The organism is Actinomadura madurae, from assembly GCF_047130825.1.
Classification (GTDB): domain Bacteria; phylum Actinomycetota; class Actinomycetes; order Streptosporangiales; family Streptosporangiaceae; genus Spirillospora; species Spirillospora madurae.
Genome location: NZ_CP083237.1, coordinates 963092 through 988408, shown reverse-complemented (window position 1 = coordinate 988408; position 25317 = coordinate 963092). Strand labels below are relative to the sequence as shown.

General features: G+C 76.1%; 21 protein-coding genes. 14 read left to right on the top strand and 7 right to left on the bottom strand.

Going from position 1 to position 25317, the window contains the following annotated elements:
* Positions 1-2: 2 nt before the first annotated feature.
* Both K8Z49_RS04475 and K8Z49_RS04470 read left to right on the top strand, forming a co-directional pair.
* Positions 3-1148: an NAD(P)/FAD-dependent oxidoreductase gene (locus K8Z49_RS04475; protein ID WP_412517655.1), complete on the top strand. Its 1146-nt coding sequence runs from the start codon at positions 3-5 to the stop codon at positions 1146-1148.
* On the top strand, positions 1141-2283 hold the full coding sequence (locus tag K8Z49_RS04470) for a Glu/Leu/Phe/Val family dehydrogenase (RefSeq protein ID WP_412517654.1): 1143 nt from the start codon (positions 1141-1143) through the stop codon (positions 2281-2283). Before K8Z49_RS04475 ends, K8Z49_RS04470 begins: the two co-directional genes overlap by 8 nt.
* Here the strand turns inward: K8Z49_RS04470 and K8Z49_RS04465 are convergent.
* The 3 genes from K8Z49_RS04465 to K8Z49_RS04455 all read right to left on the bottom strand — a co-directional run bounded on the left by K8Z49_RS04465 (position 2261) and on the right by K8Z49_RS04455 (position 8725).
* A complete protein-coding gene (locus tag K8Z49_RS04465) occupies positions 2261-3187 on the bottom strand; it encodes a LysR family transcriptional regulator (protein WP_250355333.1) in 927 nt (308 codons plus the stop codon). The two genes, K8Z49_RS04470 and K8Z49_RS04465, sit on opposite strands and share 23 nt — an antisense overlap.
* Before the next feature lie 75 nt (positions 3188-3262).
* The gene (paaZ, locus tag K8Z49_RS04460; RefSeq protein ID WP_412517653.1) at positions 3263-5320 is read right to left on the bottom strand and encodes a phenylacetic acid degradation bifunctional protein PaaZ; all 2058 of its coding nucleotides are present in this window, start codon (positions 5318-5320) and stop codon (positions 3263-3265) included.
* A gap of 90 nt (positions 5321-5410) precedes the next feature.
* A complete protein-coding gene (locus tag K8Z49_RS04455) occupies positions 5411-8725 on the bottom strand; it encodes a hypothetical protein (protein WP_412517652.1) in 3315 nt (1104 codons plus the stop codon).
* Positions 8726-8824: 99 nt separating this feature from the next.
* On the opposite strand from K8Z49_RS04455, the gene mgrA reads away from it, so the two are divergent.
* Both mgrA and K8Z49_RS04445 read left to right on the top strand, forming a co-directional pair.
* The gene (mgrA, locus tag K8Z49_RS04450; protein ID WP_024936635.1) at positions 8825-9850 is read left to right on the top strand and encodes an L-glyceraldehyde 3-phosphate reductase; all 1026 of its coding nucleotides are present in this window, start codon (positions 8825-8827) and stop codon (positions 9848-9850) included.
* Positions 9851-9875: 25 nt separating this feature from the next.
* Entirely contained in the window at positions 9876-10145 is a 270-nt protein-coding gene (locus K8Z49_RS04445) for a DUF6343 family protein (protein WP_218163697.1), read from the top strand.
* 51 nt (positions 10146-10196) lie between these two features.
* On the opposite strand, the gene K8Z49_RS04440 is transcribed toward K8Z49_RS04445, so the two are convergent.
* On the bottom strand, positions 10197-11102 hold the full coding sequence (locus tag K8Z49_RS04440) for a helix-turn-helix transcriptional regulator (RefSeq protein WP_111831567.1): 906 nt from the start codon (positions 11100-11102) through the stop codon (positions 10197-10199).
* Between the two features lie 102 nt (positions 11103-11204).
* Here K8Z49_RS04440 and K8Z49_RS04435 point away from each other — a divergent pair, with 102 nt between their 5' ends.
* Positions 11205-12638, top strand: a complete 1434-nt coding sequence (locus K8Z49_RS04435; protein WP_024936634.1) for an MFS transporter — start codon at positions 11205-11207, stop codon at positions 12636-12638.
* A gap of 22 nt (positions 12639-12660) precedes the next feature.
* Here K8Z49_RS04435 and K8Z49_RS04430 read toward each other — a convergent pair whose 3' ends face one another.
* The 3 genes from K8Z49_RS04430 to K8Z49_RS04420 all read right to left on the bottom strand — a co-directional run bounded on the left by K8Z49_RS04430 (position 12661) and on the right by K8Z49_RS04420 (position 15073).
* Positions 12661-13266, bottom strand: a complete 606-nt coding sequence (locus K8Z49_RS04430) for a flavodoxin family protein (RefSeq protein ID WP_412517651.1) — start codon at positions 13264-13266, stop codon at positions 12661-12663.
* Between the two features lie 66 nt (positions 13267-13332).
* Positions 13333-14175, bottom strand: a complete 843-nt coding sequence (locus tag K8Z49_RS04425; protein ID WP_412517650.1) for a glycosyltransferase — start codon at positions 14173-14175, stop codon at positions 13333-13335.
* A gap of 10 nt (positions 14176-14185) precedes the next feature.
* Complete coding sequence (locus K8Z49_RS04420; protein WP_024936631.1) at positions 14186-15073, bottom strand: glycosyltransferase family 2 protein; 888 nt, start codon at positions 15071-15073, stop codon at positions 14186-14188.
* 225 nt (positions 15074-15298) lie between these two features.
* On the opposite strand from K8Z49_RS04420, the gene K8Z49_RS04415 reads away from it, so the two are divergent.
* The 9 genes from K8Z49_RS04415 to K8Z49_RS04375 are packed head-to-tail and all read left to right on the top strand — an operon-like array spanning position 15299 to position 25307.
* Entirely contained in the window at positions 15299-16939 is a 1641-nt protein-coding gene (locus tag K8Z49_RS04415; protein ID WP_024936630.1) for a carbamoyltransferase, read from the top strand.
* Positions 16936-18465, top strand: a complete 1530-nt coding sequence (locus K8Z49_RS04410) for an HAD-IIIA family hydrolase (protein WP_412517649.1) — start codon at positions 16936-16938, stop codon at positions 18463-18465. The genes K8Z49_RS04415 and K8Z49_RS04410 overlap by 4 nt, the downstream gene beginning before the upstream one ends.
* Entirely contained in the window at positions 18462-19487 is a 1026-nt protein-coding gene (locus K8Z49_RS04405; protein WP_021600194.1) for a glycosyltransferase family 9 protein, read from the top strand. Before K8Z49_RS04410 ends, K8Z49_RS04405 begins: the two co-directional genes overlap by 4 nt.
* Positions 19484-20479 carry a glycosyltransferase gene (locus K8Z49_RS04400; RefSeq protein WP_412517648.1) on the top strand — a complete coding sequence of 332 codons (996 nt, stop codon included), beginning with the start codon at positions 19484-19486 and terminating at the stop codon, positions 20477-20479. The genes K8Z49_RS04405 and K8Z49_RS04400 overlap by 4 nt, the downstream gene beginning before the upstream one ends.
* The gene (locus K8Z49_RS04395) at positions 20476-21693 is read left to right on the top strand and encodes a glycosyltransferase (RefSeq protein WP_412517647.1); all 1218 of its coding nucleotides are present in this window, start codon (positions 20476-20478) and stop codon (positions 21691-21693) included. Before K8Z49_RS04400 ends, K8Z49_RS04395 begins: the two co-directional genes overlap by 4 nt.
* On the top strand, positions 21693-22295 hold the full coding sequence (locus K8Z49_RS04390; RefSeq protein ID WP_412517646.1) for an SIS domain-containing protein: 603 nt from the start codon (positions 21693-21695) through the stop codon (positions 22293-22295). Before K8Z49_RS04395 ends, K8Z49_RS04390 begins: the two co-directional genes overlap by 1 nt.
* Positions 22292-23689, top strand: coding sequence for a D-glycero-beta-D-manno-heptose 1-phosphate adenylyltransferase (gene rfaE2, locus K8Z49_RS04385; RefSeq protein WP_024936625.1), 1398 nt, complete (start codon positions 22292-22294; stop codon positions 23687-23689). Before K8Z49_RS04390 ends, rfaE2 begins: the two co-directional genes overlap by 4 nt.
* The gene (locus tag K8Z49_RS04380) at positions 23686-24363 is read left to right on the top strand and encodes an SDR family oxidoreductase (protein WP_021600547.1); all 678 of its coding nucleotides are present in this window, start codon (positions 23686-23688) and stop codon (positions 24361-24363) included. The genes rfaE2 and K8Z49_RS04380 overlap by 4 nt, the downstream gene beginning before the upstream one ends.
* Positions 24354-25307 (top strand): glycosyltransferase family 9 protein, encoded by a 954-nt coding sequence (locus K8Z49_RS04375; RefSeq protein ID WP_412517645.1) that lies wholly within the window; start codon positions 24354-24356, stop codon positions 25305-25307. The genes K8Z49_RS04380 and K8Z49_RS04375 overlap by 10 nt, the downstream gene beginning before the upstream one ends.
* The last annotated feature ends 10 nt before the right edge of the window (positions 25308-25317 follow it).

Sequence of the window (25317 nt, the reverse complement as noted above, 5' to 3'; positions counted from 1 at the left end):
ATGTGGAGAGCACGGCCGAGGTCGTCGTCATCGGCGGCGGCGTGATGGGGACGAGCATCGCCTTCCACCTCGCCGAGGCGGGCGTGCGGGACGTGGTCCTCCTTGAACGGGACGAGCTGGGGTCGGGCTCGACGTGCAAGGCGGCGGGCGGCGTCCGCGCCCAGTTCTCCGACGAGGTCAACATCCGGCTCGGCGCCCGCAGCCTGGAGGCGTTCGGCCGGTTCCGCGACCGCCCCGGGCAGGAGATCGACCTGCACCGGGTCGGCTACCTCTTCCTGCTGTCGCGGCCGGAGGACGTCGCGTCGTTCGAGCGGAGCGTGGCCCTGCAGAACGCGCTCGGCGTCCCCAGCCGGATGATCCCGGCCGCAGAGGCGCGGCGGCTCTCCCCCATGATCAGCGCGGACGGGCTGCTGGCCGCCGCGTTCTCCCCCGACGACGGACACTGCACGCCCGAGTCGGTGGTCCTCGGGTACGCGGCCGGCGCGCGGCGGCACGGCGCGGCGATCCGCACGCACTGCGAGGTCACCGGGATCGAGACCGACGGCGGCGAGGTGCGGGCCGTCCGGACGACCCGGGGCCGCGTCGAGACGCCCGCCGTGATCTGCGCGGCCGGGGCCTGGTCGGCGGCGGTCGGCCGGATGGCGGGCGTCGAGCTGCCGGTGGAGCCGCTGCGCCGCCAGATCGTCTTCACCGAGCCGATGCCCGGCCTGCCCCGCCCGGTGCCGATGACCATCGACTTCACCACGTCGTTCTACTTCCACGCCGAGGGCGAGGGGCTGATGCTCGGCATGTCCGACCCGGACGAGCGGCCCGGGTTCCTGCTGAACCGCTCGGACGCCTGGCTCCCCCGGCTCACCGAGGCGATCGGCGCCCGCGCGCCGCGGCTCCTCGACGTGGGGCTGACCGGCGGCTGGGCGGGCCTGTACGAGGTCACGCCCGACCACAACGCGCTCATCGGCGAGGAGGAGACGGTGTCCCGGTTCCTGTACGCGACGGGCTTCTCCGGTCACGGCTTCCTCCAGGGCCCGGCCGTCGGCGAGGTCGTCCGCGACCTGTACCTCGGCCGGGAGCCGTTCACCGACATCGCGCCCCTGCACGCCGCGCGCTTCGCCGGCGACCTCCTCCGCCCGGAGATCAACCGTGTCTGACGTGCTCACGCTGATGGACGAGTGGGGCCCCGAGCGGGTCGTGTGCGTCTCCGACACCCGGACCGGGATGCGGGGCGTCCTCGTCATCGACAACACCGCCCGCGGCATGGGCAAGGGCGGCATGCGGATGAGCCCGACGGTGACCGTCGCCGAGGTGGCGCGGCTCGCCCGCGTCATGACCTACAAGTGGGCCGGCGTCGACCTGTTCTTCGGCGGCGCGAAGGCCGGGATCGCGGCGGACCCGGCGTCGACGGACCGGGAGGCGATCCTGCGGTCGTTCGTCCGGGCGCTGGCGCAGGAGATCCCGCGCCGGTACGTGGCGGGCCTCGACATGGGGCTGTCGGAGCGGGACGCGGCGATCGTCCAGGACGAGCTGGACGACCGCGGCGCGGCGGTCGGCAGCCCGCACGCGCTCGGCGGGATGCCCTACGACGAGCTGGGCGTGACCGGCTTCGGCGTCGCGGAGGCCGCCGACGCCGCCGCCCGGCACGCCGGCACGTCCCTGCGGGGCGCGCGGGTGGTGGTGCAGGGGTTCGGGGCGGTCGGGCACGCGGCGGCGCGGCGGCTGGACGAGCTGGGCGCGGCGGTGGTGGCGGTCTCGACCGTCCACGGGGCCCTGTACGACCCGGACGGCCTGGACGTCGGCAAGCTGCTCGGCCTGCGCGCCGAGGCGGGCGACGCCGCCGTGCAGGAGTACGGCGGCCGGCTCCTGGACGTGGGCGCGGAACTGACCGTCCCGGCGGACGTCCTCGTGCCCGCCGCGCTGCAGGACGTCGTCGACGAGCGCGTGGCCGCGGACGTCCAGGCGAGGATCGTCGTGGAGGGCGCGAACCTGCCGACCGGCCCGGAGGCGCAGCGGGTCCTCGCCGAGCGGGGCGTGACGGTCGTCCCGGACTTCGTCGCCAACGCGGGCGGCGTCGTCGCGGCGGGCTTCGCGATGGACGCCCGCCACTCGGCGTTCCGCCCCGATCCGGACGCGGTGTTCACGGCGGTCTCGGCGAAGATGCGGGAGAACACCGTGACGGTGCTCGACGCCGCCCGCGCGCAGCGCACGACCACGCACCGGGCGGCGGTCGCGCTGGCGCAGGAGCGCGTCCGCGCCGCGATGGAGCTCAAGGGCCGGTGGCGCCGCTGATCTCCGCCTCGACGCCGCGGGCGACCTCGGTGAGGCCGCGCATGGCGTCCTTGACGAGCGGGTTGGTGTTGGTGGTGCGGCGCAGCACGGTGACGTGCCGCTGCGGGCTGCGGCGGCTGAGCCTGAGCATCTTCAGGCCCGGCGACGGGACGCAGCCGAGCGCCGGGACGAGCGCGATCCCGAGACCGCAGGCGACGAGCCCGCACACCACGGCGTAGTCGTTGCTGCGGAACGCGATGTTGGGGGTGAACCCGGCGGTGCTGCACAGCCGCAGCAGCGCCTGCGCGCCGGAGCTCTCCGGGCGGCTCGCGATCCACGTCTCCGTCCGCAGGTCCCGCAGCCGGACGGTGCGGCCCCCGGCGAGCGGATGCTCCCGCGGGACGCACAGCACCAGGTTCTCGTCCATCACCGGCGTCTCCACGATCTGGTCGGGCCAGGTGCGCGGGAACAGGTCGTACCGGTAGACGAGCTGGAGGTCGAGGTCGCCGTCGAGCAGCTCGGGCAGCAGCTCGTCCGGCTCGCCCTCCGACAGCGTGATCTCGATGCCGGGCCGGACCCGGGACAGCTCCGCCAGCACCCGCGGCAGGATGCGGGCGCTGGCGGTCGGGAAGCTGCCGAGCTGGAGCGCGCCGCGCTCGCCGCTGGCGACCGTGCGCAGCTCGCGCTCCAGCGTGTCGAGGGCCGACAGCACGTCGTTGCCCTTGCTGACCATCAGGAACGCGGCGCTGGTCGGCCGCACGCTGCGGGCCCGGCGCTCGAAGAGCACCAGGCCGCAGGCGCGCTCCAGGGCGGCGATCTGCTGCGAGACGGCGGACGCGGTGTACCCGAGGTTGCGGGCGGCGTCCGCGAACGACCCGGTGCGGACGACCTCTCGCACCGTCTGGATGTGCAGGGGACTGATCATGAGAATAGATGCGCACCCCGTTCATCTCTGAACGTGACCGTCTCCCCCGCGGACGTCCTCCCTCTCGCTCAATACTCACCCGTGCCGCGGCCGTTTCGCCACCAGCGTCAGTACGTCGTACTTGGCGACGGACGCCCCTTCCTGGTTCGTGACGTCGGTGTCCCAGCGGACCTCGCCGTAGTCGGCGCCCTCGCGCGGCGAGATCTGCTTGGCGGTCAGCGTGACGGTCAGCTCGTCGCCCGGCTTGACCGGCGTGAGGAACCGCAGGTTCTCCAGCCCGTAGTTGGCGAGGACGGGCCCGGGGGCGGGCTCCACGAACAGCCCGGCCGCGAACGACACGACGAGGTAGCCGTGCGCGACGCGCCCGCCGAAGAACGGGTTGGCCTTCGCGGCCTCCTCGTCCATGTGGGCGTAGAAGGTGTCGCCGGTGAACTCGGCGAAGTGCTCCACGTCGCCGAGCGTGACCGTGCGGGGCCCGCCGACGGCGGTGTCGCCGACGCGCAGGTCCTCCAGGTGCTTGCGGAAAGGGTGCTCGTCGGTGACGGTCCGGTCGGTGCCGGGGACCCAGCGCCCGGTGATCGAGGTGAGCATCGCCGGGCCCGCCTGGACGGCGGTGCGCCGCATGTGGTGCACGACCCCGCGGATCCCGCCCATCTCCTCGCCGCCGCCGGCGCGGCCGGGGCCGCCGTGCACGAGCGGGGGCAGCGGCGACCCGTGCCCGGTCGACTCCTTGGCGTCCTCGGTGTTCAGCACCAGCAGCCGGCCGTGCCAGGGCGCGGTGCCGAGGACGACCCGGCGGGCGAACTCGGCGTCGCCGGTCACGATCGACCCGGCGAGGCTGCCGCGGCCCCGCACCGCCAGCTCGACCGCCTGCTCGGCGCCGTCGTACGGCAGCAGCGTGCTGACCGGCCCGAACGCCTCGACCTCGTGCGGCTCGGCGCGGCCGGGACCGTCGGCGCGCAGCAGGATCGGGGACATGAAGGCGCCGCGCTCGGCGTCCGCGCCCACGACCTCGACGCGCTCGGGGTCGCCGTACACGACGCGCCCGGCGTCCATGAGGGACTTGAGGGAGCGCCGCACCTCGTCGCGCTGGTCGAGGGTGGCGAGGGCGCCCATCCGCACGTCCGGGTCGGCCGGGTTCCCGACCGTGACCTTCCCCAGCCGCTCGCGGACCGCCTCGGTGACGTCGCCGATCAGCTCGGACGGGACGAGCGCGCGCCGGATCGCCGTGCACTTCTGGCCCGCCTTCACGGTCATCTCCGTGACGAGCTGCCGGACGTACAGGTCGAACTCCTTCGTGCCGGGCGCGGCGTCCGGCCCGAGGACGGAGCAGTTGAGCGAGTCGGCCTCGGCGTTGAACCGGACCGCGTTCGCCACGATCACCGGGTGGGTGCGCAGCAGCCGCGCCGTGGACGCCGACCCGGTGAACCCGACGATGTCCTGCTCGGTGAGGTGGTCGAGCAGGTCCCGCGGGTCGCCGCACACCATCTGCACCGAGCCCTCGGGCAGGATCCCGGACTCGACGATCAGCTCGACCAACCGGGCCGTCAGGTAGGCGGTCTGGCTCGCCGGCTTGATCAGGCTCGGCACCCCGGCGAGGAAGGCGGGGGCGAGCTTCTCCAGCGGCCCCCACACCGGGAAGTTGAAGGCGTTGATCTGCACCGCGACGCCGTGGGACGGCGTGCACAGGTGCTGCGCCACGAACGTGCCGCCCTTGCCGAGCGGCTCGACGTCCCCCTCGACCAGAACCCTGTCGTTCGGCAGCTCGCGCTTGCCCTTGCTCGCGTAGGCGAACAGGACGCCGATGCCGCCGTCCACGTCGAACTTCGAATCGTTCAGCGTGGCGCCCGTCCTGGCCGACAGGGCGTACAGCTCCTCGCGGTGCTCTCTCAGGTGGGAGGCGAGGGCCTTCAGCAGGGCCGCGCGCTGGTGGAACGTCAGCTCTCTCAGCACCGGGCCGCCGGCCGACCGCCCGTACTCCAGGGCGGCGCCCATGTCGATCCCCGCCGAGGAGACGCGGGCGACCTCCTCCCCGGTGACGGCGTCATGCAGCGGCGCCCCCTCGTCCTCCGGTGCACGCCATGAACCCGACACATAACTGCGCAGCACGACCACTGGGACCTCCTCGTCCATATCTCCAGACCATTCTTGCCACCTCCCGGCCTCGTTCACGCATCGCAGAGATGACAGCCGGGCCGGGGGCGCTTTGTGTACTCGTTGCCCTCAGCCGCGCGCCGCCGGGGGCGGCGCGACGTCCCAGGCGTCCTGGCGGACCTCCACGTGGGCGGAGCGGCGCAGGCCGTCCAGGAGGTCCCGCCATCCGTCCGGCCACTCGGCGGCCGGGCCCGCCTGCCGGACGAGGGCGACGGCGAGCAGGTGCGACGCGACATCGTCGCGTCCGGCGAGGAGCCGGGCCGCGGGCAGCAGCCGCGCGGTCCCGCCCTCCCTGCGGACGCCGTGGCCGCCGAGCGCGTAGAACAGGCGCCGGTCGGCGATCCTCGCGGTCAGGGCCGGACGGTCGCGGAGGAGGTCCGCCACGGCGACGAGCACGTCCGCGATCCGCTCGGCGCCGGCCCCGTCCCCCGCGAGCCGGGCGGAATCCAGCGCGGCGTCGACGGCCTGGGCGATGTACAGCGGATGCTCCGCGAGCATCCGCACCAGGCGCCGGGCCAGCGGCGCGTGCCGGTGCCCGGCCGGCAGATTGCTGATCGTCTGCGCGATGGACTCCGCCCGCGACCGTGCCCGGCCGTCCGTCCCGGCGGCGAGGAGGGAGCCGAGCACGTCCAGGGCCTCCTCGCCCACCGAACCCGCTCTCACCAGGGCGTTCAGGACGGAGAGCTCCGCGTCTCCGGCCGGGTCGGCGGGATCGGCGACGGCGGTGAAGACCGTGTCGAAGCCGCCGGCGTACCACTGGGCCCACACGGCGAACGCCTTCGACGCCCGGAACCGCACGCCGGGGCCGTCCGCCGCCGTGCCGAGGCGCCGGACCAGGGCGGCGAAGGCGGGCCGATGCGCGGGCGCGTACTCCGAGGGCGCGGCCTGGAAGAGCGCGCGCAGCATCGGCTCCGACGCGTACGGGCCTGCGGCGTCGCCGAGCGCGGCCAGCGCACGCGGATCCTCGGGCATGTGGCGCAGGGCGGTCGCGACGGCGATCCGCACGTCCCGGTGCAGGCCGGGGTCGTTCCAGGCCTGGAGCAGGGCGTCCGCGGCGCCCGGCGGCCGCAGCCTCTCCAGGAGCCGGGCGGCCTGCTTGCGCGCGGTCACCTTGCCGACCGGGCCGGTCAGCGCCTCGGCGACGACCGGCCCGAGGAGCGAGGGCCGGACCGAGGCGCAGCACTGTCCCAGGGCGGCGGTCGCCACCGGCGAGCGGTCTCCCCTGGCGTGCCGCACGAGCACCGGCAGGGCGTCGGCGGGCCGGTCGGCGGCCGCCATCGCCGCCAGGGCGGCCTCGGCGAGGACGGTGTCGTCCCTCCGGTCGGCCAGGGCGACGAGATCCGGGAGGCCGCCCGGCAGCAGGCCGAGGGACGCCACCGCCTCGGTCCTGACGCCGGCCGGGAGCCGCTCGTCCCCCACGGCCGAGGCGAGCGCCGCGCGCACCCGCTCGACCTGGGCCGGTGTCCAGCGGCCCGCGTCCTGCCTTTCGACCCGCGGCGCCCATTCCGCCGTCTCGAACCGTCCCGTGCGGTCGCCGTCGAGGACGGGCATGAGCAGGTCGGTGCGGTGGCGGGCGACGGCTCGCCAGACGGCGGGGAGGACGACGGCGGACGCGTCGGCCGCGAGCAGCTCGACGGCCCGTCGCTCGCGGCGGGCGGGATCGGCCAGCCACAGGGCGGCGGCCCGGCGGGCGACGTCTCCGGGCGCGTCCAGGACCGCGGCGCGCAGGCCGTCCTGGACGTCCGGCAGCGCGAACGCCCGCCGGCCGAGCGCTCCCGCCAGCGCCACCGCCGCCGCATGGCCCCGCAGGTGGGGACGCAGCACGTCGACCAGGTCACGCTCCCGCCCGCGCGGCAGCACGCGGTCGAGGCGGTGGCCGTCGAGCGCCTCCGCCCCGTACCTGGCGACGAGCCGCGCGTAGACGTCGAGCGCCCAGCGGGTGAGCGCGGGCGACCCGGCGTGAGCCAGGACCCGGTCCGCGAGGCCGCGCAGCTCCCGCCGGGCCGACGGCGAGGAGTCGCGCGCGTCGACGACGGCGGCGGCGAGGTCGGCGAAGGGCCCGGCGAGCGGGTCGTCAAGGAGCCCGGCCGGCACGGAGGCCAGGGCCGCGAGCAGGTGCTCGCGGTTCGGGTCGCGCTCGTTCCGCGTCCGCCGCACCAGCTCGGCGACGAGGTCGTGCAGGAGGGCGGGGTCACCGGTGCGGACGGTCAGATCGACGAGCAGGCCGCGCGCGAGACCGCGCCGCCTCGGGTCTCCCTCGAACGCCGCCTCCCGGACGGGTCCCACCGCCTCCGCGTAGGGGAGGTGGGCCGTGAGCTTCAGCGGGATCTCCGGATCGTCCAGCCTCGACCGCGCGGAGTGCCACACCGAGCCGTGCCATTCGAGCATCCGGAGCGCCTCACCGGCCGCCCGCTCCGGCGGCAGCAGGGCCAGCAGAGGGAGGGCTCTCAGCCCTCTGTACTGATCGGCGTGGCGTTCCTTCGCGGCGTCGTACACCTCGGCCCTGCGGCGCGGCGGTACGTGCTGGAGCAGATCCCGCAACCGGTGCGGGTCGCCCAGGAGGAACTCGCCGAGATCCTCCGGCGGGAGGCCGCCGACGTTCTCGAAGTACGCGCGCGGAAGGCGGCCCCGGCGCCCGGTGCGGCGCACCACCCGGGCGGTCCGGACCACGTCCACCCGGAACAGGGACGTGACGAGCGCCTGCGGGAGCTGCCGCACGGCCCACGGGGACGGGTTGCTTTCCAGCAGCTCCAGCAGTCCGGCCGGGTCTTGGCGGCCCAGCGCCTGGAGTCCCGACTTGCACCGGCGCCAGAACGACCACTCCGGGACCCGGTCGCGGGCACGGGCCAGGAACGGGCCGGGGTGGCGGTCGGCGAGGGCCCGCCAGGCGGTGACCGCGTGCTCCAGCTCGGGGAGGAGCCGCGCGACCGTCCCGCCGGTGCACGCGGGCAGCAGCGCCGCGGCCTCCCGGTCGCCCCAGCGGGCGCGGACGCCCGGTAGGAGCCGGTCGGCGAGCGCCGCGCGGCGGGAGTGGCGGAGCGTCCGGTAGAACGCGCGGCGCAGGTCGGCCGGCGCGTCGTCCAGCACCGCCGCGGCGGCGCCGTCGGAGACGGGCAGCGTGCGGACGGCCCGCAGCGCCGCGCGCCTCAGCGCCATGTCGGGCCCGGCGAGAACGCCCTCGACGTACGGGAGATCGCGCGCCGCCATGGCCATGTGCAGGGCCGTGCGGCGCTCGTGGCGGCCGCCCGCGGACAGGGCGGCGAGGAGGTCGCGGAGTTCGGGCGTCCCGGCGAGGCGCCGGGCGCGAAGGGCCAGCTCCCGCGTGCGAAGCGGGCAGGGCAGGGATTCGAGGGCCGGTTCCAGGACCGGCTCGGCGGGGCTCAACGGCCCGGGCGGAGACCGCCCTTCCTGGAGATCATGGGGTCGATCATGACGGACGCGGGCCGCGTCCGGCAAGCGCCCGTTGCTGAAATACTCGTGACCATGACCTATGTGGCGAACACGGACAGATACGAGCGGACTCCCTACCGGCGGTGCGGGCGCAGCGGGCTGCTGCTGCCGGCCATCTCGCTCGGCCTGTGGCACAACTTCGGCGACGACCGGCCCTTGGACGTCCAGCGGGCCATCCTGCGCCGCGCGTTCGACCTCGGCGTCACGCACTTCGACCTGGCCAACAACTACGGCCCGCCGTACGGATCCGCGGAGATCAACTTCGGCCGGATCCTGCGGGAGGATCTCGCCCCGTACCGGGACGAGATCATCATCTCGACGAAGGCCGGGTACGACATGTGGCCCGGCCCGTACGGCGAGTGGGGGTCGCGCAAGTACCTGCTCTCCAGCCTCGACCAGTCGCTGAGCCGGATGGGCGTCGACTACGTCGACATCTTCTACAGCCACCGGTTCGACCCGGAGACGCCCCTGGAGGAGACGATGGGCGCGCTGGACCGGGCCGTCCGGTCCGGGAAGGCGCTGTACGCGGGCATCTCGTCCTATTCGCCCGAGCGCACCGCGGAGGCCGCCGCGATCCTGCGCGACATGGGCACGCCGCTGCTGATCCACCAGCCGTCCTACTCGATGCTCAACCGCTGGATCGAGGGCGGGCTGCTCGACACGCTCGAGCGGGAGGGCGTCGGCTGCATCGCGTTCTCGCCGCTGGCGCAGGGGATGCTGTCCGACAGGTATCTCGACGGCATCCCGGAGGGGTCCCGGGCCAGCAAGGGCACCTCGTTCTCGTCCAGCCTGCTCACCGAGGAGAACCTGCGGCACGTCCGGACGCTGAACGAGATCGCCAAGGGGCGCGGGCAGTCGCTCGCCCAGATGGCGCTGTCCTGGTCGCTGCGGGACGGGCGGGTCACCTCCGCGCTGATCGGCGCGAGCAGCGTCGCGCAGCTGGAGGAGAACCTCGCGGCCCTCGACCGGCTCGACTTCACCGCGGACGAGCTCGCCGCGATCGACCGGGACGCGGTCGAGGCGGGCATCAACATCTGGGCGGCCTCCAGCGCCGGATGACCGCTCCGGCGTGCATCGACCCGGCGTGACGGGGCACGACCAGCACATGGAGCACCGCGACGACGGACCGCGCGACGGCGGGCCGCGGGGCGACGAGCCGCTGCACGCCCGCAGCCCGCTGCGGCTGCGGGCGGTCCTGTCCGCGGTGGCGCTGGTGGCCGCGGTCGCCGCCGCGATGGTGTTCGCCGTCGGCGCGCAGGACGACGGCACGTGGGCGGCGGCGGGCATCTGCGCCGCGGTCGCCGTGATCGCCGCGATCGACCTCGTCGTGATCGCCCGGCGCGCCCGGCACTGACCCGCCCCGCCGCCGGCGGCGGGGCTCAGTGTCGCTGCTCAATGTCGCTGCTCAGTGGCGGTGCTCAGGTGCGGCGGCCTCGGGGTTGGCGAGCAGCCAGCCGATCCGGTCGCGGCTCTCGTCGTCGGTCGGGGTGTAGACGACGAGCCGCGCCCCCGGGGACGCGGTGATGTCCATGCTCGTGGTGCGCGTGCGGATCTCCCCCACCGCCCGGTGCCGGAAGACCTTGACGGCCCCGCCGGGCAGCGCGACGTCCTGGGACGCCCACAGCCGCGCGAACTCGGGGCTCACCGCCTGCAGCCGGCGGACCAGCTCCTTCCAGCCCGGCTCGTCCAGATGCCTGCTGTAGCGGTGCCGGAAGACCGCGACGAGGCCGGGCGCCGTCTCCTCGAGGTTCACGACGGGGTTGCAGCACGGCGGGAGCGTGAACGCCATCCACATCGAGTTGCGCTCGCACGGCCCGGCCGTCGCCACGTGCGGGACCATCGCCGCGTAAGCGGAGTTCCAGGCGAGAACGTCGCAGCGGCCGTTGGACACCGTCGCGGGCATCGGCAGGAGCCCGTCCAGGATCGCCTGCATGTCCATGGGCAGGGTCGGCGCGCCCTCGTCGACCGCGGCGTCGGGGACGTCGGCCAGCCGGTACAGGTGCTCGCGCTCGGCGCCGTCCAGCCGCAGGGTGCGGGCCACCGCGTCGAGCACCTGCGTGCTGGCGTTGATCGGACGGCCCTGCTCCAGCCACGTGTACCAGGTGACGCCGACCCCGGCGAGCTGCGCCACCTCCTCGCGGCGCAGGCCGGGCGTGCGGCGCCGCGGGCCCGGCGGCATCCCCACGTCCTCGGGGGTGATCCGCTCGCGCCTGCTGCGCAGGAACGCGGCGAGCTCGGTGCGGCGGCGCGGTCCGGCCCCGCCGCGGGGGCGCCGTGCGGTGGTCGTGCCGTCGAGGGTCGTCGTGTTCACTCCCCCAGCCTCCCTTTGGACGGCCCTGTCATCCAGGTGCTGTCAGTACCAGTATCGGCAGGCTCTCGTTACCGGTACCGGTCCGCCCGCACGCTCGTACACATGACACAGACAACCGACCTGCGGGGAGTTGTTCCCGGCCGGAGGCCGCGGGACGGGTCCGGCCGGCTCGCGCTCGCCGTGATCCTGCTCGGCCAGTTCATGGCCATCCTCGACGTGAACATCGTCAACGTCGCGCTCCCGACGATGCGCGCGGACCTGCACGCCTCCGGCTCGGGGCTGCAGCTCGTCGTGGCCGGCTACATCATCTCCTACGCCGTGCTGCTGATCACGGGGGCGCGGCTCGGCGACATCGCCGGCCACCGCCGGATGTTCCATCTCGGCCTCGCGGTGTTCGCGGCGGCGTCGCTGGCGTGCGGGCTGGCGCCGTCCACCGGTGCGCTGGTGGTGTTCCGGTTCCTGCAGGGCGCCGGCGCCGCGCTGCTGACGCCGCAGGTGATGTCGATGATCCAGCGGGGTTTCACCGGGGCCGCCCGGGCGCGGGCGCTCGGCCTCTACTCGGCGGTGATCGCCTGCGGCTCCGTCGTCGGGCAGGTCGCCGGGGGGCTGCTGGTCAGCGCGGACCTCTTCGGCACCGGCTGGCGGACGGTCTTCCTCGTCAACGTCCCGATCGGCGTCGCGCTGCTGCTCGCGGGGCCGCGCGTCCTGCCCCGCGACGAGACCGCGCCCCCCGCCGGGGCGCCGCGCACCAGGCCGGACGTCCCGGGCCTGCTCACCCTCGCTCCGGCGGTGCTGCTGTTCGTCACCCCGCTGATCATGGGTCACGAGCTGGGGTGGCCGCTGTGGGGCTGGGCCTCGCTGGCCGGGAGCGCCGCGTTCCTGGCCGCCTTCACCGTCGTGGAGCGCCGCGTCGCGGCCTCCGGCGGGCGGCCGCTGATCTCGCCGCGGGTCCTGCGCGCCCCGCTGCTGGTCCCGGCCTGCGTCGCTGTCGTGTTCGCACCGGGCAGCTGGAGTTCGTTCCTGTTCACCACGACCCTGCACCTGCAGGGCGACCTGGCGCTGTCGCCGCTGGAGTCGGGGCTGGCGTTCGTCCCGTGCGTGACGGCGTTCGCGCTGGTCGGGCTGAACTGGCAGCGGCTGCCCGCGCGCTGGCACGGCCGGGCCGTCCCGGCCGGCTTCGCCGTAGCGGCGGCGGGCTACGTGTGGATCGGCCCCCTCTCCGGCGGCGGCGTGCCCTACGAGGCGCTCACCGTGGTCATCGGTGCCGGGCTCGGCGTGATGCCCGTCATCATGACGACGGCCCTGCGGCACGTCGCCCCCGAGGACGCCGCGGACGCCAGCGGCCTGCTGCTCACGCTGATACAGCTGGCCCAGGTGATCGGCATCGCCACCGCCGGGACGCTGTTCCTCGGCCTGGCGGAGTCGGGCGGCTCGACGGGGCACGCCGAGTACGGCACCGGCTGGGCGCTCGCGGGCGCGACGCTGGTGGGCGCGGTGTGCGCCCTGCCCCTGGCCCGCGGACGGGCGGCGGCGTGACCGTCAGGAGGGCGCGTGACCGTCAGGAGGGCGGGGCGGGGATCGGGTTCTCGGCCAGCGCCCTGGCGACCGCCACCAGGTTGGAGGCCATCGCCCGCCCGGTGCTCTGCGACCAATCCCTGCCCTCCTCGCTCTCCAGGTAGCTCGGGCCGGGGCCCGGGCCGCGGTTCCAGTACGTCCACGCCTGGCCCGGGATCGTGTAGCCGAACTCGTTCAGCGCGCCGCTCAGGTTGTTGATCACGTGGTGCGCGCCGTCCTCGTTGCCCGTGACGATCACGCCCGCGACCCGGTCGAAGGTGACGGGGCGGCCGGCGTCGTCGGTCTCCGACAGCATCGCGTCCATGCGCTCGATGACGCGCTGGGCGATCGAGGAGGGCTGGCCCGCCCACGTCGGCGACGCGAGAATGAGGATCTGCGACTCCAGCAGCGACCGGTGCACGGCGGGCCAGGGATCGCCGTCGCCGAGGTCGGTCTCCACGCCCGGCGGGATGTCGAGGTCCACGGCCCGGATGCCCTCCACCTCGACGCCCCGGTCCCGCAGCGCCTGCTCCACCACCGCGGCGAGGGCCTCGGTGTTGGACGTCTCGGGCGAGCGTTTCAGGGTGCAGTTGATCACTACGGCGCGCATCGGCGCCTCCCTCCGGTTCCGGCGAGCCTGTCCGCGGCGGATACCCCCGGGCGGCCGCGGCGAACGTCAGTACCCGCTCAGCCGGGCGCGGGCGGCCTCCACCGCCGGCGGGACGGGGCGGCGGGCGCGGGCGAGGGCGGGCAGCGCCCGCGCCGCGCCGGCCAGGGCGGCGCGGCCGTCCCGGCTGCCGAGGGCGGACGCGGCGGTCCGCGCGACCACCGGGAGCGGGCGCCGCAGCCACGCGGTCAGCAGCCGGTTGCGGGCCTGCCGGCGCCGGCGGGCGGCCGGGTCGCGGCCCAGCGCGGACGGATGGTGGTGGACGAGCAGTTCCGGGACGTAGGCGAGCCCCCACCCGGCGGCGGCCAGGTCGAGCGCGAGCAGCTCCTCCTCGCCGCCGAAGTGCAGGACGTCGGAGAAGCCGCCGGCGTCGAGGAAGGCGTCCCGGCGGACGACGACGGAGCAGGCGAGGAAGCCGAGGACGGCCGGTCCGGGGAGCCCGTCCGGGCGGCCGAGGGGCGCGCGGGCCATCTCCTCGGACACCGGCTCCGGCCGCTCCTCCTCGCCGACGAGCACCCGCGCGGCGAGCAGCGCCGTCCGGGGATGGGCGTCGAGGATCTCCACGGCCCGCTTCAGTGCGCCGGGCGCCCACCATGAGTCGTCGTCGGCGAACGCGACGTAGCGGGTGGAGGCGCGCTGGGCCCCCGCGTTGCGGGCGGCGGCACCCCGGTTGCGCGGCAGCCGGAGCACGGTGGCCCCGGCGGCCTCGGCCACGGCCGGGGTGCCGTCGCGGGAGGCGTTGTCGGCCACGATCACCGGGGCCGTGTGGCGGCGGAGGCTGCGGCGCAGCTCCCCGGCGCGGTCGCGGGTCGCGACCACGACGGTCACATCGGCGTCATTCGCGTCGGGCACGGCCGGTCTCCTAGCTGACGTAGCGGCGGGCGGTGGATTCTCGCTGGGACGTCTCCAGGCTGCGGAGCCGGGCCTCGACGTCGCGCGGCAGCGTCCTGCGCTCGCGGGCCACCCAGGCGAACCCGGCGGCGGCCTCGGCGAGGGCCGCGGCCGTGACGCGGTCGCGCGGCAGGGTGCGCAGCAGGCCGGCCGTGCGGCGCGCGGCGGTGGGCAGCGGGCGGCGCAGCCAGGTGAACCAGAGCGTGTTGCGGATGCCGTGGCGGCGCCGGAGATGGGGTTCGCGGAGCCGGGACGGCTCATGGTGGACGACGACGTCCTCGGCGAAGCACAGGTGCCATCCGAGCGCCATCAGGTCCGCGCTGAGCAGTTCCTCCTCGCCGCCCAGCCACAGCCGGGCGGAGAACCCGCCGGCCGCGCGGAACGCGTCCGTCCTGACCATGGACGCGCCGGCGAGGAACGACCCGAGCGCGGGGCCCGGCAGCCACGGCGGCCCGGGGACGGGCGAGTGCCGCAGCTCGGGCACGATCGGGTCCTCGCGCCCGCCGGGCTCCACCAGGATCCGCCCGGTGACCACGGCGAGCCGCGGGTGGGCGTCCAGCAGGCGGGCGGCGCGGGAGGGCGCCTCCGGTTCCCACCAGGTGTCGTCGTCCCAGAACGCCATGTACGGGGTGCGGACGTGGTCGGCGGCGAGGTTGCGGGCGACGGCGCCGAGGTTGCGCGGCGACCGGATCAGCGTCGCCTCCGGGAACTCCGCGGCGACGGCCCCGGCGGTCCCGTCCCGCGAGGCGTTGTCCACCACGACGACCGGCGCACGCTCCCCGATCTCCCGCGCGCGGGAGAGGACGGCGCGCAGGGACCGGCGGCGGTCCCGGGTGATCACGACGGTGGTGAAGCGCATGGATCCGCGCGTACCCGCCGAATTCCGATCTATGTGTGCAAATACCGCGTGACCTGCTACTTCGACTAACTGCGACTTTTCTGACTTCGGAGTTTAGGTCCATGGTTCCCGGCAATGTCGAATCACCTATAGGGGATTCACTTCCCCGGCGAGACCGCCAGAGGCCGGTGTCTACGACGAAGGCACCCGCCGGATCACCGAACGCTGCACTGGAACGGGGCTCCCATGCGCGTGCTCGGAATCAATGCGATCTTCCATGACCCGGCCGCCGCGCTGGTGTCGGACGGTACCGTCGTCGCCGCGGCCGAAGAGGAGCGCTTCAGCCGCCGAAAGCACGGGAAACGCCCGGTGCCGTTCTCCGGATGGGAACTGCCGGAGCAGGCCGCCCGGTGGTGCCTGGAATCCGCCGGGCTCGAACCCGGCGACCTCGACGCCGTCGCCTATTCCTACGACCCCGCTCTTGTGGAGCCCGGTCTCGACGGCCACGACACGCAGTGGGAAAGGCTGCGGACCCTGTACGCGCGGCGCGCGCCGAACTTCCTGGCGACGGCCCTGCCGGGGCTCGACCCCGGGATCGTCCGGTACGTCCCGCACCATGTGGCGCACGCCGCGTCCGCGGCGCTCGCCGCCCCCCGGCCCGGCGACGGGGACGTGCTGGTCCTCGACGGCCGCGGCGAGTCGCACTCGCACCTGGCCGGGACGTACGAGGGCGGCGCCCTGACAGCGCTGCGCGCCCAGCGCCTCCCGCACTCGCTGGGCCTCATGTACGAGGACCTCACCGAGCACCTCGGCTTCCTGCGCTCCAGCGACGAGTACAAGGTCATGGCGCTGGCGTCCTACGGCGAGCCGCGCTTCCTGAACGAGCTCCGCGAGCACGTGCGCGCGACCGGCGACGGGGGCTTCGCGGCCGCCCCGATCGACTGGGGCGCCCTCGCGAAGGCCCGCGCGCCGGGCGGCGAATGGACCCGCGACCACGCCGACCTGGCGGCGAGCGTCCAGGCGCGGCTGGAGGAGGTGCTCCTCGACCTCGCGGCATGGCTGCACGGGCGGACCGGTTCCCGCCGCCTCATGCTCGCCGGTGGCGTCGCGCTCAACTGCGTCGCGAACACCCGCCTGGCCGAGGCCGGCCCCTACGAGGACATCTGGGTCCAGCCCGCGGCGGGGGACGCCGGCACGTCGCTCGGCGCCGCCCTCCACGTCGCCCGGTCCGGGGGCGACCCGCTCGCGGCGATGCCGGGCCCGGACCTCGGCCGGCACTGGGACGACCGGGAGATCGCCGCCCGGCTCGACACCGCCGGGATCCCCTACGCGCGGCCGGACGACCTCGCCGCCACCGTGGCGGAGGCGCTGGCCCGCGACGAGATCGTGGCGTGGTTCCAGGGCCGCTCGGAGTTCGGCCCCCGCGCGCTCGGGCACCGCTCGCTCCTCGCCCACCCCGGGCACGCGGGCAACGTCGAGCGCCTCAACGACGTCAAGGGCCGCGAGCGGTTCCGGCCGATCGCGCCGATGGTCGCCCTCGGGCACGCGGCCGAGATCTTCGAGGGGCCGCTGCCGAGCCCCTACATGCTCTTCGTGCACCGGGTGAGACCGGAGTGGCGCGCGCGGATCCCCGCCGTCGTCCACGTCGACGGCACCGCCCGCGTCCAGACGGTCGCCGCGGAGGACGAGCCGCCGGCGCACCGCCTGCTGGAGGAGTTCCGCCGCCGCACCGGCCTGCCCGTCCTGGTGAACACCAGCCTGAACACCGCCGGCCGCCCCATGGTGGACGACCCGCGCGACGCGCTGGAGTGCTTCGGCTCCGCGCCGGTCGATCTGCTCGCCATCGGACCGTTCGTGGTGCGGCGCCGGGAGGTGCACGCCCGATGAACCACACCGTGGTCATCACCGTGGTCATCCCGACGCTCGGCAGGGAGAGCCTGCGGCTGACCCTGCACGCGCTGCTCGCCTCCCCGGAGGGCGGGGCGGGACCCGCGCCGCGCGAGATCATCGTGGTGGACGACCGCCCCGCGCCCGGCGCGCCGCTGCCGCTGCCGCCGTCCGCGGGGCCGGAGATCCGGGTGATCAGGTCCGGGGGCCGCGGGCCCGCCGCCGCGCGCAACGCCGGCTGGCGCGCCGCCACGACGCCGTGGGTCGCCTTCCTGGACGACGACGTCGTGCCCGAACCGGGGTGGCCCGCCAGGATGGCCGCCGACCTGGCCGCCCTGCCGCCCGAGGCCGCCGGCTCGCAGGGCCGCGTCACCGTCCCGCTGCCGGACGACCGGCCGCCGACCGACTGGGAGCGCAACACCGCGGGGCTCGCGGACGCCGACTGGATCACCGCCGACATGGCCTACCGCCGCCGCGTCCTCGCCGGCCTCGGCGGCTTCGACGAGCGGTTCCGCCGCGCCTACCGGGAGGACGCCGACCTCGCGCTCCGCGCGCTGGACGCCGGCCACGCGCTGGTCCGCGGGGAGCGGCGGGTGACCCACCCGGTCCGTCCGGCCGGGTTCTGGGCGTCGGTGCGGGCCCAGGCCGGGAACGCCGACGACGTCCTCATGTGGCGCGTGCACGGCACGTCGTGGCGTACCAGGGCCGGTGAGGGCCGGGGGCTGCTCCGCCGACACGTCCTCACCACCGCGGCCGGGCTCGCGGCCCTGGCCGCCGTTCCCGCCGCACCGCGCGCCAGGGGCGGCGCGGCCGTCGCGCTCGCCGCCGGCGCCGCCTGGATCGCGCTGACGGCACGGTTCGCCGCCGAGCGGATCCGGCCGGGCCCGAAGACACCCCGCGAGGTCACGACGATGCTCGTCACCAGCGCCGTGATCCCGCCGGTCGCCGTCCGGCACCGGCTCCGGGGACTCGCCGTCCACCGCCGGGCACGGGTCTGGGGCGGGCCGCGGGCCGTGCTGTTCGACCGCGACGACACCCTGATCAGGGACGTCCCCTACAACGGCGACCCGGCCCGCGTAGACCCGATGCCCGGCGCCCGCCGCGCCCTCGACCGGCTCCGGCGGCACGGCGTGCGGATCGGCGTCGTGTCCAACCAGTCGGGCGTCGCCAAGGGGCGCCTCACGTCCGGCGACGTGCGGCGCGTCAACGCCCGCGTCGAGGAGCTCCTCGGCCGCATCGACGTGTGGGAGTTCTGCCCGCACGACGGCGGCGACGGGTGCGGGTGCCGCAAGCCGCGCCCGGGCCTGATCGAGCGCGCGGCCGAGCGGCTCGGCGTGGCGCCCTCCGACTGCGCCGTCATCGGCGACATCGGCGGCGACGTCGAGGCCGCCGCGGCGGCCGGGGCGCGCGGCATCCTCGTCCCGACCGGCCGGACCCGCGCCGCCGAGATCGCCCTGGCGGCCGAGACGGCGCCGACGCTGGACGCCGCCGTCGACCTGGTCCTCGGCGGAAGGCGGCGCCGATGAGGGTCCTCGTCGCACGCCAGGACAACCTCGGCGACGTGCTGCTCGCCGGTCCCGCCGTGCGGGCGGTCGCCGGACGCGCCGACGAGGTCGTGCTGCTGTGCGGTCCGCGCGGGCGCGCCGCCGCCGGCCTGCTGCCCGGCGTCGACCGCGTCATCGAATGGCGCGCGCCGTGGATCGACCCCGACCACGTCCCCGTCGAGCGGGCCGCGATCGACGGCCTCGTCCGGGACCTGCGGGGGTTCGACCGGGCGCTGATCCTCACCTCCTTCCACCAGTCGCCGCTGCCGCTCGCGCTGCTGCTGCGCCTCGCGGGGACGCCCTGGATCGGCGGCATCAGCGAGGACTACCCGGGCTCGCTGCTCGACCTGCGGCACCGGCCGGACTCCGACGTCCCCGAGCCGCTGCGCATGCTCGCGCTCGCCGAGGACGCCGGCTTCCCCTCCCCCGCCGACACCCGGCTGCGCGTCCGGGAGCCGCTGCCCGACACCGGCCACCTCACCGGCGGGCCCGGGTACGTGGTGGTGCATCCGGGCACCTCGGTGCCCGCGCGCGCCTGGCCGCCGGGGCACTGCGCCAAGGCGGTGCGGCTGCTGGCCGGGGCGGGGCACCGGGTGGTCGTGACGGGCCACCGGGACGAGAAGGAGCTGACCGCGCACGTCGCCGGCGAGGACGGGCTCGACCTCGGCGGGCGCACGAGCCTGCCGGAGCTTGCGTCCGTGCTGGCGGGCGCGCGCGCCGCCGTCGCCGGCAACACCGGCCCGGCGCACCTGGCGGCGGCCGTGGGCACGCCGGTCGTGTCGCTGTTCGCGCCCACGGTGCCGGCGGCGCGGTGGGCGCCGTTCGGCGTCCCGCTGGCGCTGCTCGGCGACCAGCGGGCTCCGTGCCGGGACAGCCGGGCCCGCGAGTGCCCGGTCGACGGGCACCCGTGCCTGGCGTCCGTCGGCGCGGAGGAGGTGGCGGCGGCCGTCGAGGTCGTCGCCAAGGCCCCGCCGGCGGCGGAGGAGGAGGTGCCCGCCCGATGAGAGTCCTGATGTGGCACGTGCACGGCTCGTGGGCGACGTCGTTCGTGCACGGCCCGCAGACCACGCTCGTCCCCGTCACGCCCGACCGCGGGCCGGACGGCAAGGGCCGCCCCGGCTCCTTCCACTGGCCGGGCCGCGCGATCGAGGTCCCGCCGGAGCGGCTCCGCGACGAGAACGTCGACGCGGTCGTCCTGCAGCGCCCGCACGAGCTGCGGCTCGCCGAGAAGTGGCTCGGGCGCCGCCCGGGAAAGGACGTCCCCGCCGTCTACGTCGAGCACGACACGCCCCGCCGCACCCCGTCCGACATCGGGCTCCCGGAGGAGGTCGTCCCGGACAGCCGACACTTCCTGCACGACCGCTCCGACATCCCCGTAGTACACGTCACCCACTTCAACCAGCTGTTCTGGAACTGCGGCCGCGCGCCGACCACGGTCATCGAGCACGGCGTCGTCGACACCGGCTACCGGTACACCGCCGACATGCCGCGGGCGGGCGTCGTCATCAACGACCCGCTGCGCCGGGGACGCGTCTGCGGCACCGACCTGCTCGCCGAGCTGGCCGCCGCAGTCCCCCTCGACCTGTTCGGCATGAACGTCGCGGGCGTCCCCGAACGCCTCGGCATCCCGCCCGAGTCGCTCTGGACGTTCGAGGACCTGCCGCAGGCGAGCATGCACGAGGAGCTCGCCCGCCGCCGCGTCTACGTCCACCCCTATCGGTGGACGTCCCTCGGCCTCGCCCTGATCGAGGCCATGATGCTCGGCCTGCCGGTGGTGGCGCTCGCCACCACCGAGGCGGTCGAGGCGGTGCCACCCGAGGCCGGGGTGCTGTCCACGCGCGTCGCCGCCCTGGCGGACGCGGCGCGGGCCCTGGCCGCCGACCCGCCGCACGCGCGCCAGATGGGCAAGGAGGCGCGGGCCTTCGCCGTCGACCGGTACGGCCTGCCGCGCTTCCTGCGGGACTGGCGGCGAACTCTCCAGGAGGTGACGCGATGAGGATTGCCATGATCTCCGAGCACGCCAGCCCGCTCGCCGCCGACGGCGGCCTCGGCGGCGCCGACGGCGGCGGGCAGAACGTGTACGTCGCGGAACTGGCCGCCGAGCTCGGCCGCCAGGGGCACGACGTCACCGTCTACACCCGGCGGGACTCCCGCGACCTGCCCGAGCGGGTGCGGCTCGCGTCCGGTGCGACCGTCGAGCACGTGCCGGCGGGCCCGCCCGAGCACGTCGGCAAGGACGATCTGCTCCCCTGGATGCGCGACTTCGGGACGTACCTGGAGCGGCGCTGGGCGGCGGACCCGCCGGACGTCGCGCACGCCCATTTCTGGATGAGCGGCCTCGCCGCGATCCAGGCCGCGCAGCCGGCCGGGGTGCGGCGCGTGCCGGTGGTGCAGACCTACCACGCGCTCGGCACCGTCAAGCGCCGCCACCAGGTCGGCGGGGACACCAGCCCCGCCTCGCGCGTCCGGCTGGAACGCGCGATCGGGCGCGCCGCCGACGCCGTCATCGCGACCTGCTCGGACGAGGTCGCCGAGCTGGCGGCGATGGGCGTTCCCCGCGACCGCGTCCGGGTGGTGCCGTGCGGGGTCGACCTGGACCTGTTCACCCCCGAGGGCCCCGCGTCCGGCGAGGGCGGGCGGCACCGGCTGGTGGTGCTGTCGCGGCTGGTCGAGCGCAAAGGCGTCGACACGGCGATCCGCGCGCTGGCCCATCTCCCGGACGCCGAACTCATGATCGCCGGCGGCCCGCCGCCGGGCGGGCTGACCCGCGACACGGAGGTGTGCAGGCTGCGGAAGGCGGCGCGGAACGCGGGCGTGTCCACGCGGGTGGAGTTCCTCGGCAGGCTCGGCCGGGACGCGGTCCCGCCGCTGCTGCGGTCGGCGAGTCTCGTGGTCACGCTGCCCTGGTACGAGCCGTTCGGCATGGTGCCGCTGGAGGCCATGGCCTGCGGCGTCCCGGTGGTGGCGAGCGCCGTCGGCGGCCACCTCGACACCGTCGTGAACGGCGTCACCGGGACCCTCGTCCCGCCGCGCGACCCGGAAGGGGCCGCCGCCGCGATCCGGGCGCTGCTGGACGACCCGGCCGCGCGCGCCGCGATGGGGTCCGCGAGCGCCCGCCGGGCGCGCGAGCGGTACTCGTGGGCGCGCGTGGCCGCCGGGACGGCCGAGGTGTACCGGCACGCCGCCGCCCTGAGCGGGGTGGCCGCCTGATGACCGCCGAGCCGAGCCTTCCGACCCGCGCGTCCACCGTCCACGACCGGCGGCTGGAGGCGCTCGCCGAGGCGGCGCTGCTGTTCCGCGAGCGGGTCCCCGCGATCGAGGCCTGGGGGCGCCGGCTGGCCCTCGTGCTGCGCGCCGGCGGGCGGCTGCTGGCCTGCGGCAACGGCGGCAGCGCCGCCGAGGCGCAGCACCTGACCGCCGAGCTCGTCGGCCGCTTTGAGAACGAGCGGTGCCCGCTGTCGGCGATCGCGCTGCACGCCGACACCTCCTCGTTCACCGCGATCGGCAACGACTACGGTCCGGCCAGCGTGTTCGAGCGGCAGGTACGGGCGCACGGCCGTCCCGGCGACGTGCTGGTGTGCCTGTCGACCAGCGGGCGCAGCCCGAACGTGGTCGCGGCGGCGCGCCGGGCCCGGCTGCTCGGGATGACCGCGTGGGCGCTCACCGGGCCGGGCCCGAACCCGCTCGCCGAGGCCTGCGACGACGCGGTCATCGTGCGGGCCACCGCCGCCTCGACCGTCCAGGAGGTCCACCTCGCCGCGATCCACCTGCTGTGCGGGGTGCTCGACGAGGCCCTCGGGGCGACCCCGTGACCGCGCCGCTGGTGGTGGTCGGCGACGTCCTGCTGGACGTCGACATCGTCGGCAGCAGCAGCCGGCTCTGCCCGGACGCGCCGGTCCCCGTCGTCGAGCAGGCGGAGGAGCGCCCCCGCCCGGGCGGCGCGGGCCTCGCGGCGCTGCTGGCGGCGGCCGGGGGGCGGGAGGTGGTGCTGGTCACCGCGCTCGCCGACGACGAGCCGGGCCGGCGGCTGCGCGCGATGCTGGAGGACCACGTGGAGGTCGCCGCGTTCCACCTGCACGGCGGCACGCCCTGCAAGCTGCGCATCCGGTCCGGAGGCCAGTCGGTGGCGCGACTGGACGCCGGGGAAGGGCAGGCCCTCGACGGGCCCGTCGGTCCGCGCGTCACCGACGCGATCGCGGGGGCCGGCGCCGTGCTGGTCGCCGACTACGGTCGCGGCGTCGCCCGGCACCGGGCCGTCCGATCCCTGCTGGAGGAACTGCCCGGCGGCGTCCCCATCGTGTGGGACCCGCATCCGCGCGGCGAGCCGCCGGTGCCGGGCACCCGGCTGCTCACCCCGAACGAGCAGGAGGCTGCCCGGCTCGCCGCCGCGGACGGCGCCGACATCACCGGCTCCGGGCTGTCGGCCGCCGGGCGGCGCGGCCGGTACCTCGGCCGCTCCCGGGGCATCGAGGGCGTCGCCGTCACGCTCGGCTCCGCGGGCGCCCTGCTGTGCGACGGGTCGCGGGCGCCGTTCCTCGCCCCCGCCCGGCCGGCGCGGGGCGACACGTGCGGGGCGGGCGACAGCTTCGCGGCCGGGACCGCCGGGGCGCTCGCCGACGGCGCGGGCCTGGCCGCCGCCGTCACCGAGGGCGTCCGCCAGGCCTCGGAGTTCGTCCGGGCCGGCGCCGCCGCGGCCGTCGCGGCGCAGCTCGCCGAGTCCGGCACCGCCCGGCTCGTGCCCGAGCGGGGCGAGGACGCGTGGGACGTCGTCGAGCGGACGCGGCGGGCGGGCGGCACGGTCGTGGCGACCGGCGGCTGCTTCGACCTGCTGCACGCGGGCCACGTCAGCCTGCTGCAGCAGGCAAGGCGGCTCGGCGACTGCCTGATCGTCTGCGTCAACTCCGACGCGTCCGTGCGGCGCCGCAAGGGGCCCACGCGCCCGGTCACGCCCGCCACCGACCGGGTCCGGGTGCTGGAGGCGCTCAGCGACGTCGACGCCGCGGTGGTGTTCGACGACGACACCCCGGCGACGCTGCTGGAGCGGCTGCGCCCCGACGTATGGGTCAAGGGCGCCGACTACGCCGGGACGACACTGCCCGAGGCCGAGATCGTCCGGGCCCACGACGGCGAGGTGGTCCTGCTGCCTCTGCTGGAAGGGCGCTCCACCACGCGCCTGCTGTCCACGACGAAGGGAAACGCGTCATGAACGTCCTCATCACCGGCGGCGCCTCCGGACTCGGCGCGGCCGTCGCGCGCAAGGTGGCCGACGACGGCGGGCGGCCCCTCGTCCTCGACCGGCACCCGCCGAAGGACGACGTCGAGCACATGCAGGCCGACCTCGCCGACCGCCGCTGCGCGGAGCGCGCCGTGCACGGCCTGGCGCGCGCCGCGGGCGGGCTGAACGCCGTCGTCACCGCCGCCGGGATCGACGCGTGCGGGACGCTCTGCGACGTCCCGGCCGAGGACTGGGAGCGGGTCGTCCAGGTGAACCTGCTGGGCACCGCCGCCGTCGTCCGGGCCGCGCTCCCCTACATGGAGAACGAGCCGCACGGGCGGGTCGTCACCGTCGCGTCGACGCTCGGGTTCCGGGCGGTGAGCGACGCCACCGCGTACTGCGCGTCCAAGTTCGGCGTCGTCGGGTTCACCCGGGCGCTCGCCGCCGAGATGGCCGGCCGGGTCGCCGTGACCATGGTCGTGCCCGGCGGGATGGACACCGCGTTCTTCGACGGCCGCGCCGACCGGTACAGGCCGGGACCGGACGCCAGGCTGAACCGCCCGGAGGACGTCGCGGCGACCATCGCGTTCGCGCTCTCCCAGCCGGCCGGCTGCGAGGTGCGCGAGCTGGTCGTGTGCCCTTCCCAAGAGCCGTCGTGGCCGTAGAAGGCCTCGGCACCGCCGACCGGGCGCTCGTGCTGCGGGCGCTCGGCCTCGGCGACCTGCTCACCGCCGTGCCCGCGCTGCGGGCGCTGCGGCGCGGGCTGCCGCGCGCGGAGATCGCGCTCGCCGCGCCGGCCGCGCTCGCGCCCCTCGCCCGCGCCACCGGCGCGGTCGACGGCGTCCTGCCCGCGTCCGGCCTGGACGCCCCGCCGCGGCCCGCCGGCCCCGTGGACGTGGCGGTCAACCTGCACGGCAGCGGCCCGCGGAGCCACCGGCTCCTCGCGGGCCTCTCCCCGGGCCGGCTGCTGGCGTTCGCCTGCCGCCCGTCCCACCCCGGCGGTCCGGAATGGGACCCCGCCGAGCACGAGGTGGAGCGCTGGTGCCGGCTCGTCGCGGCGTACGGGTTCGACGCCGACCCCGGCGACCTGGACCTGCCGGTCCCCGCCGTGCCGTCGCCCGCGCCGGGCGCCGCCGTCGTCCATCCGGGCGCGGCGTTCCCGGCGCGCCGCTGGCCCGCCGAGCGGTTCGCCGCGGTGGCGGCGGCGCTGCGGGACGGAGGGGAGCGCGTCGTCGTCACCGGCGGGCCCGGCGAGGCGTCCCTGGCGCGCCGCGTCGTCCGGCTCGCCGGGCTGGACGGGGCCGCCGACCTCGCCGGCCGCACGCAGCCGCCGGAGCTGGCCGCGCTCGTCGCGGGCGCCCGGCTGCTGGTCTGCGGCGACACCGGCGTCGCGCACCTCGCGACCGCGTTCCGCACGCCGTCGGTGCTGCTGTTCGGCCCGACGCCGCCCGGCCGGTGGGGACCGCCCGACCGCGCCGAGCACCACGTCCTGTGGACGGGGCGCCGCGGCGACCCGCACGGGCGCGAGCCCTGTCCCGGCCTGCTGGAGATACCCGCGGAGCGGGTCGTCGAGGCCGCCGGGAGAGCCCTCGCCCGCCAGAATCGATGAAGGGACCATG

Bases quoted from the DNA above. Each gene is read 5' to 3' on its own strand.
- K8Z49_RS04380 (WP_021600547.1), top strand. From the start codon at position 23,686: ATGAACGTCCTCATCACCGGCGGCGCCTCCGGACTCGGCGCGGCCGTC.
- K8Z49_RS04405 (WP_021600194.1), top strand. From the start codon at position 18,462: ATGAGGGTCCTCGTCGCACGCCAGGACAACCTCGGCGACGTGCTGCTC.
- K8Z49_RS04430 (WP_412517651.1), bottom strand. From the start codon at position 13,266: ATGCGCGCCGTAGTGATCAACTGCACCCTGAAACGCTCGCCCGAGACG.
- paaZ (WP_412517653.1), bottom strand. From the start codon at position 5,320: ATGGACGAGGAGGTCCCAGTGGTCGTGCTGCGCAGTTATGTGTCGGGT.
- K8Z49_RS04415 (WP_024936630.1), top strand. From the start codon at position 15,299: ATGCGCGTGCTCGGAATCAATGCGATCTTCCATGACCCGGCCGCCGCG.
- K8Z49_RS04395 (WP_412517647.1), top strand. From the start codon at position 20,476: ATGAGGATTGCCATGATCTCCGAGCACGCCAGCCCGCTCGCCGCCGAC.
- K8Z49_RS04420 (WP_024936631.1), bottom strand. From the start codon at position 15,073: ATGCGCTTCACCACCGTCGTGATCACCCGGGACCGCCGCCGGTCCCTG.
- K8Z49_RS04400 (WP_412517648.1), top strand. From the start codon at position 19,484: ATGAGAGTCCTGATGTGGCACGTGCACGGCTCGTGGGCGACGTCGTTC.
- K8Z49_RS04435 (WP_024936634.1), top strand. From the start codon at position 11,205: ATGACACAGACAACCGACCTGCGGGGAGTTGTTCCCGGCCGGAGGCCG.
- K8Z49_RS04465 (WP_250355333.1), bottom strand. From the start codon at position 3,187: ATGATCAGTCCCCTGCACATCCAGACGGTGCGAGAGGTCGTCCGCACC.
- K8Z49_RS04390 (WP_412517646.1), top strand. From the start codon at position 21,693: ATGACCGCCGAGCCGAGCCTTCCGACCCGCGCGTCCACCGTCCACGAC.
- mgrA (WP_024936635.1), top strand. From the start codon at position 8,825: ATGACCTATGTGGCGAACACGGACAGATACGAGCGGACTCCCTACCGG.
- K8Z49_RS04410 (WP_412517649.1), top strand. From the start codon at position 16,936: ATGAACCACACCGTGGTCATCACCGTGGTCATCCCGACGCTCGGCAGG.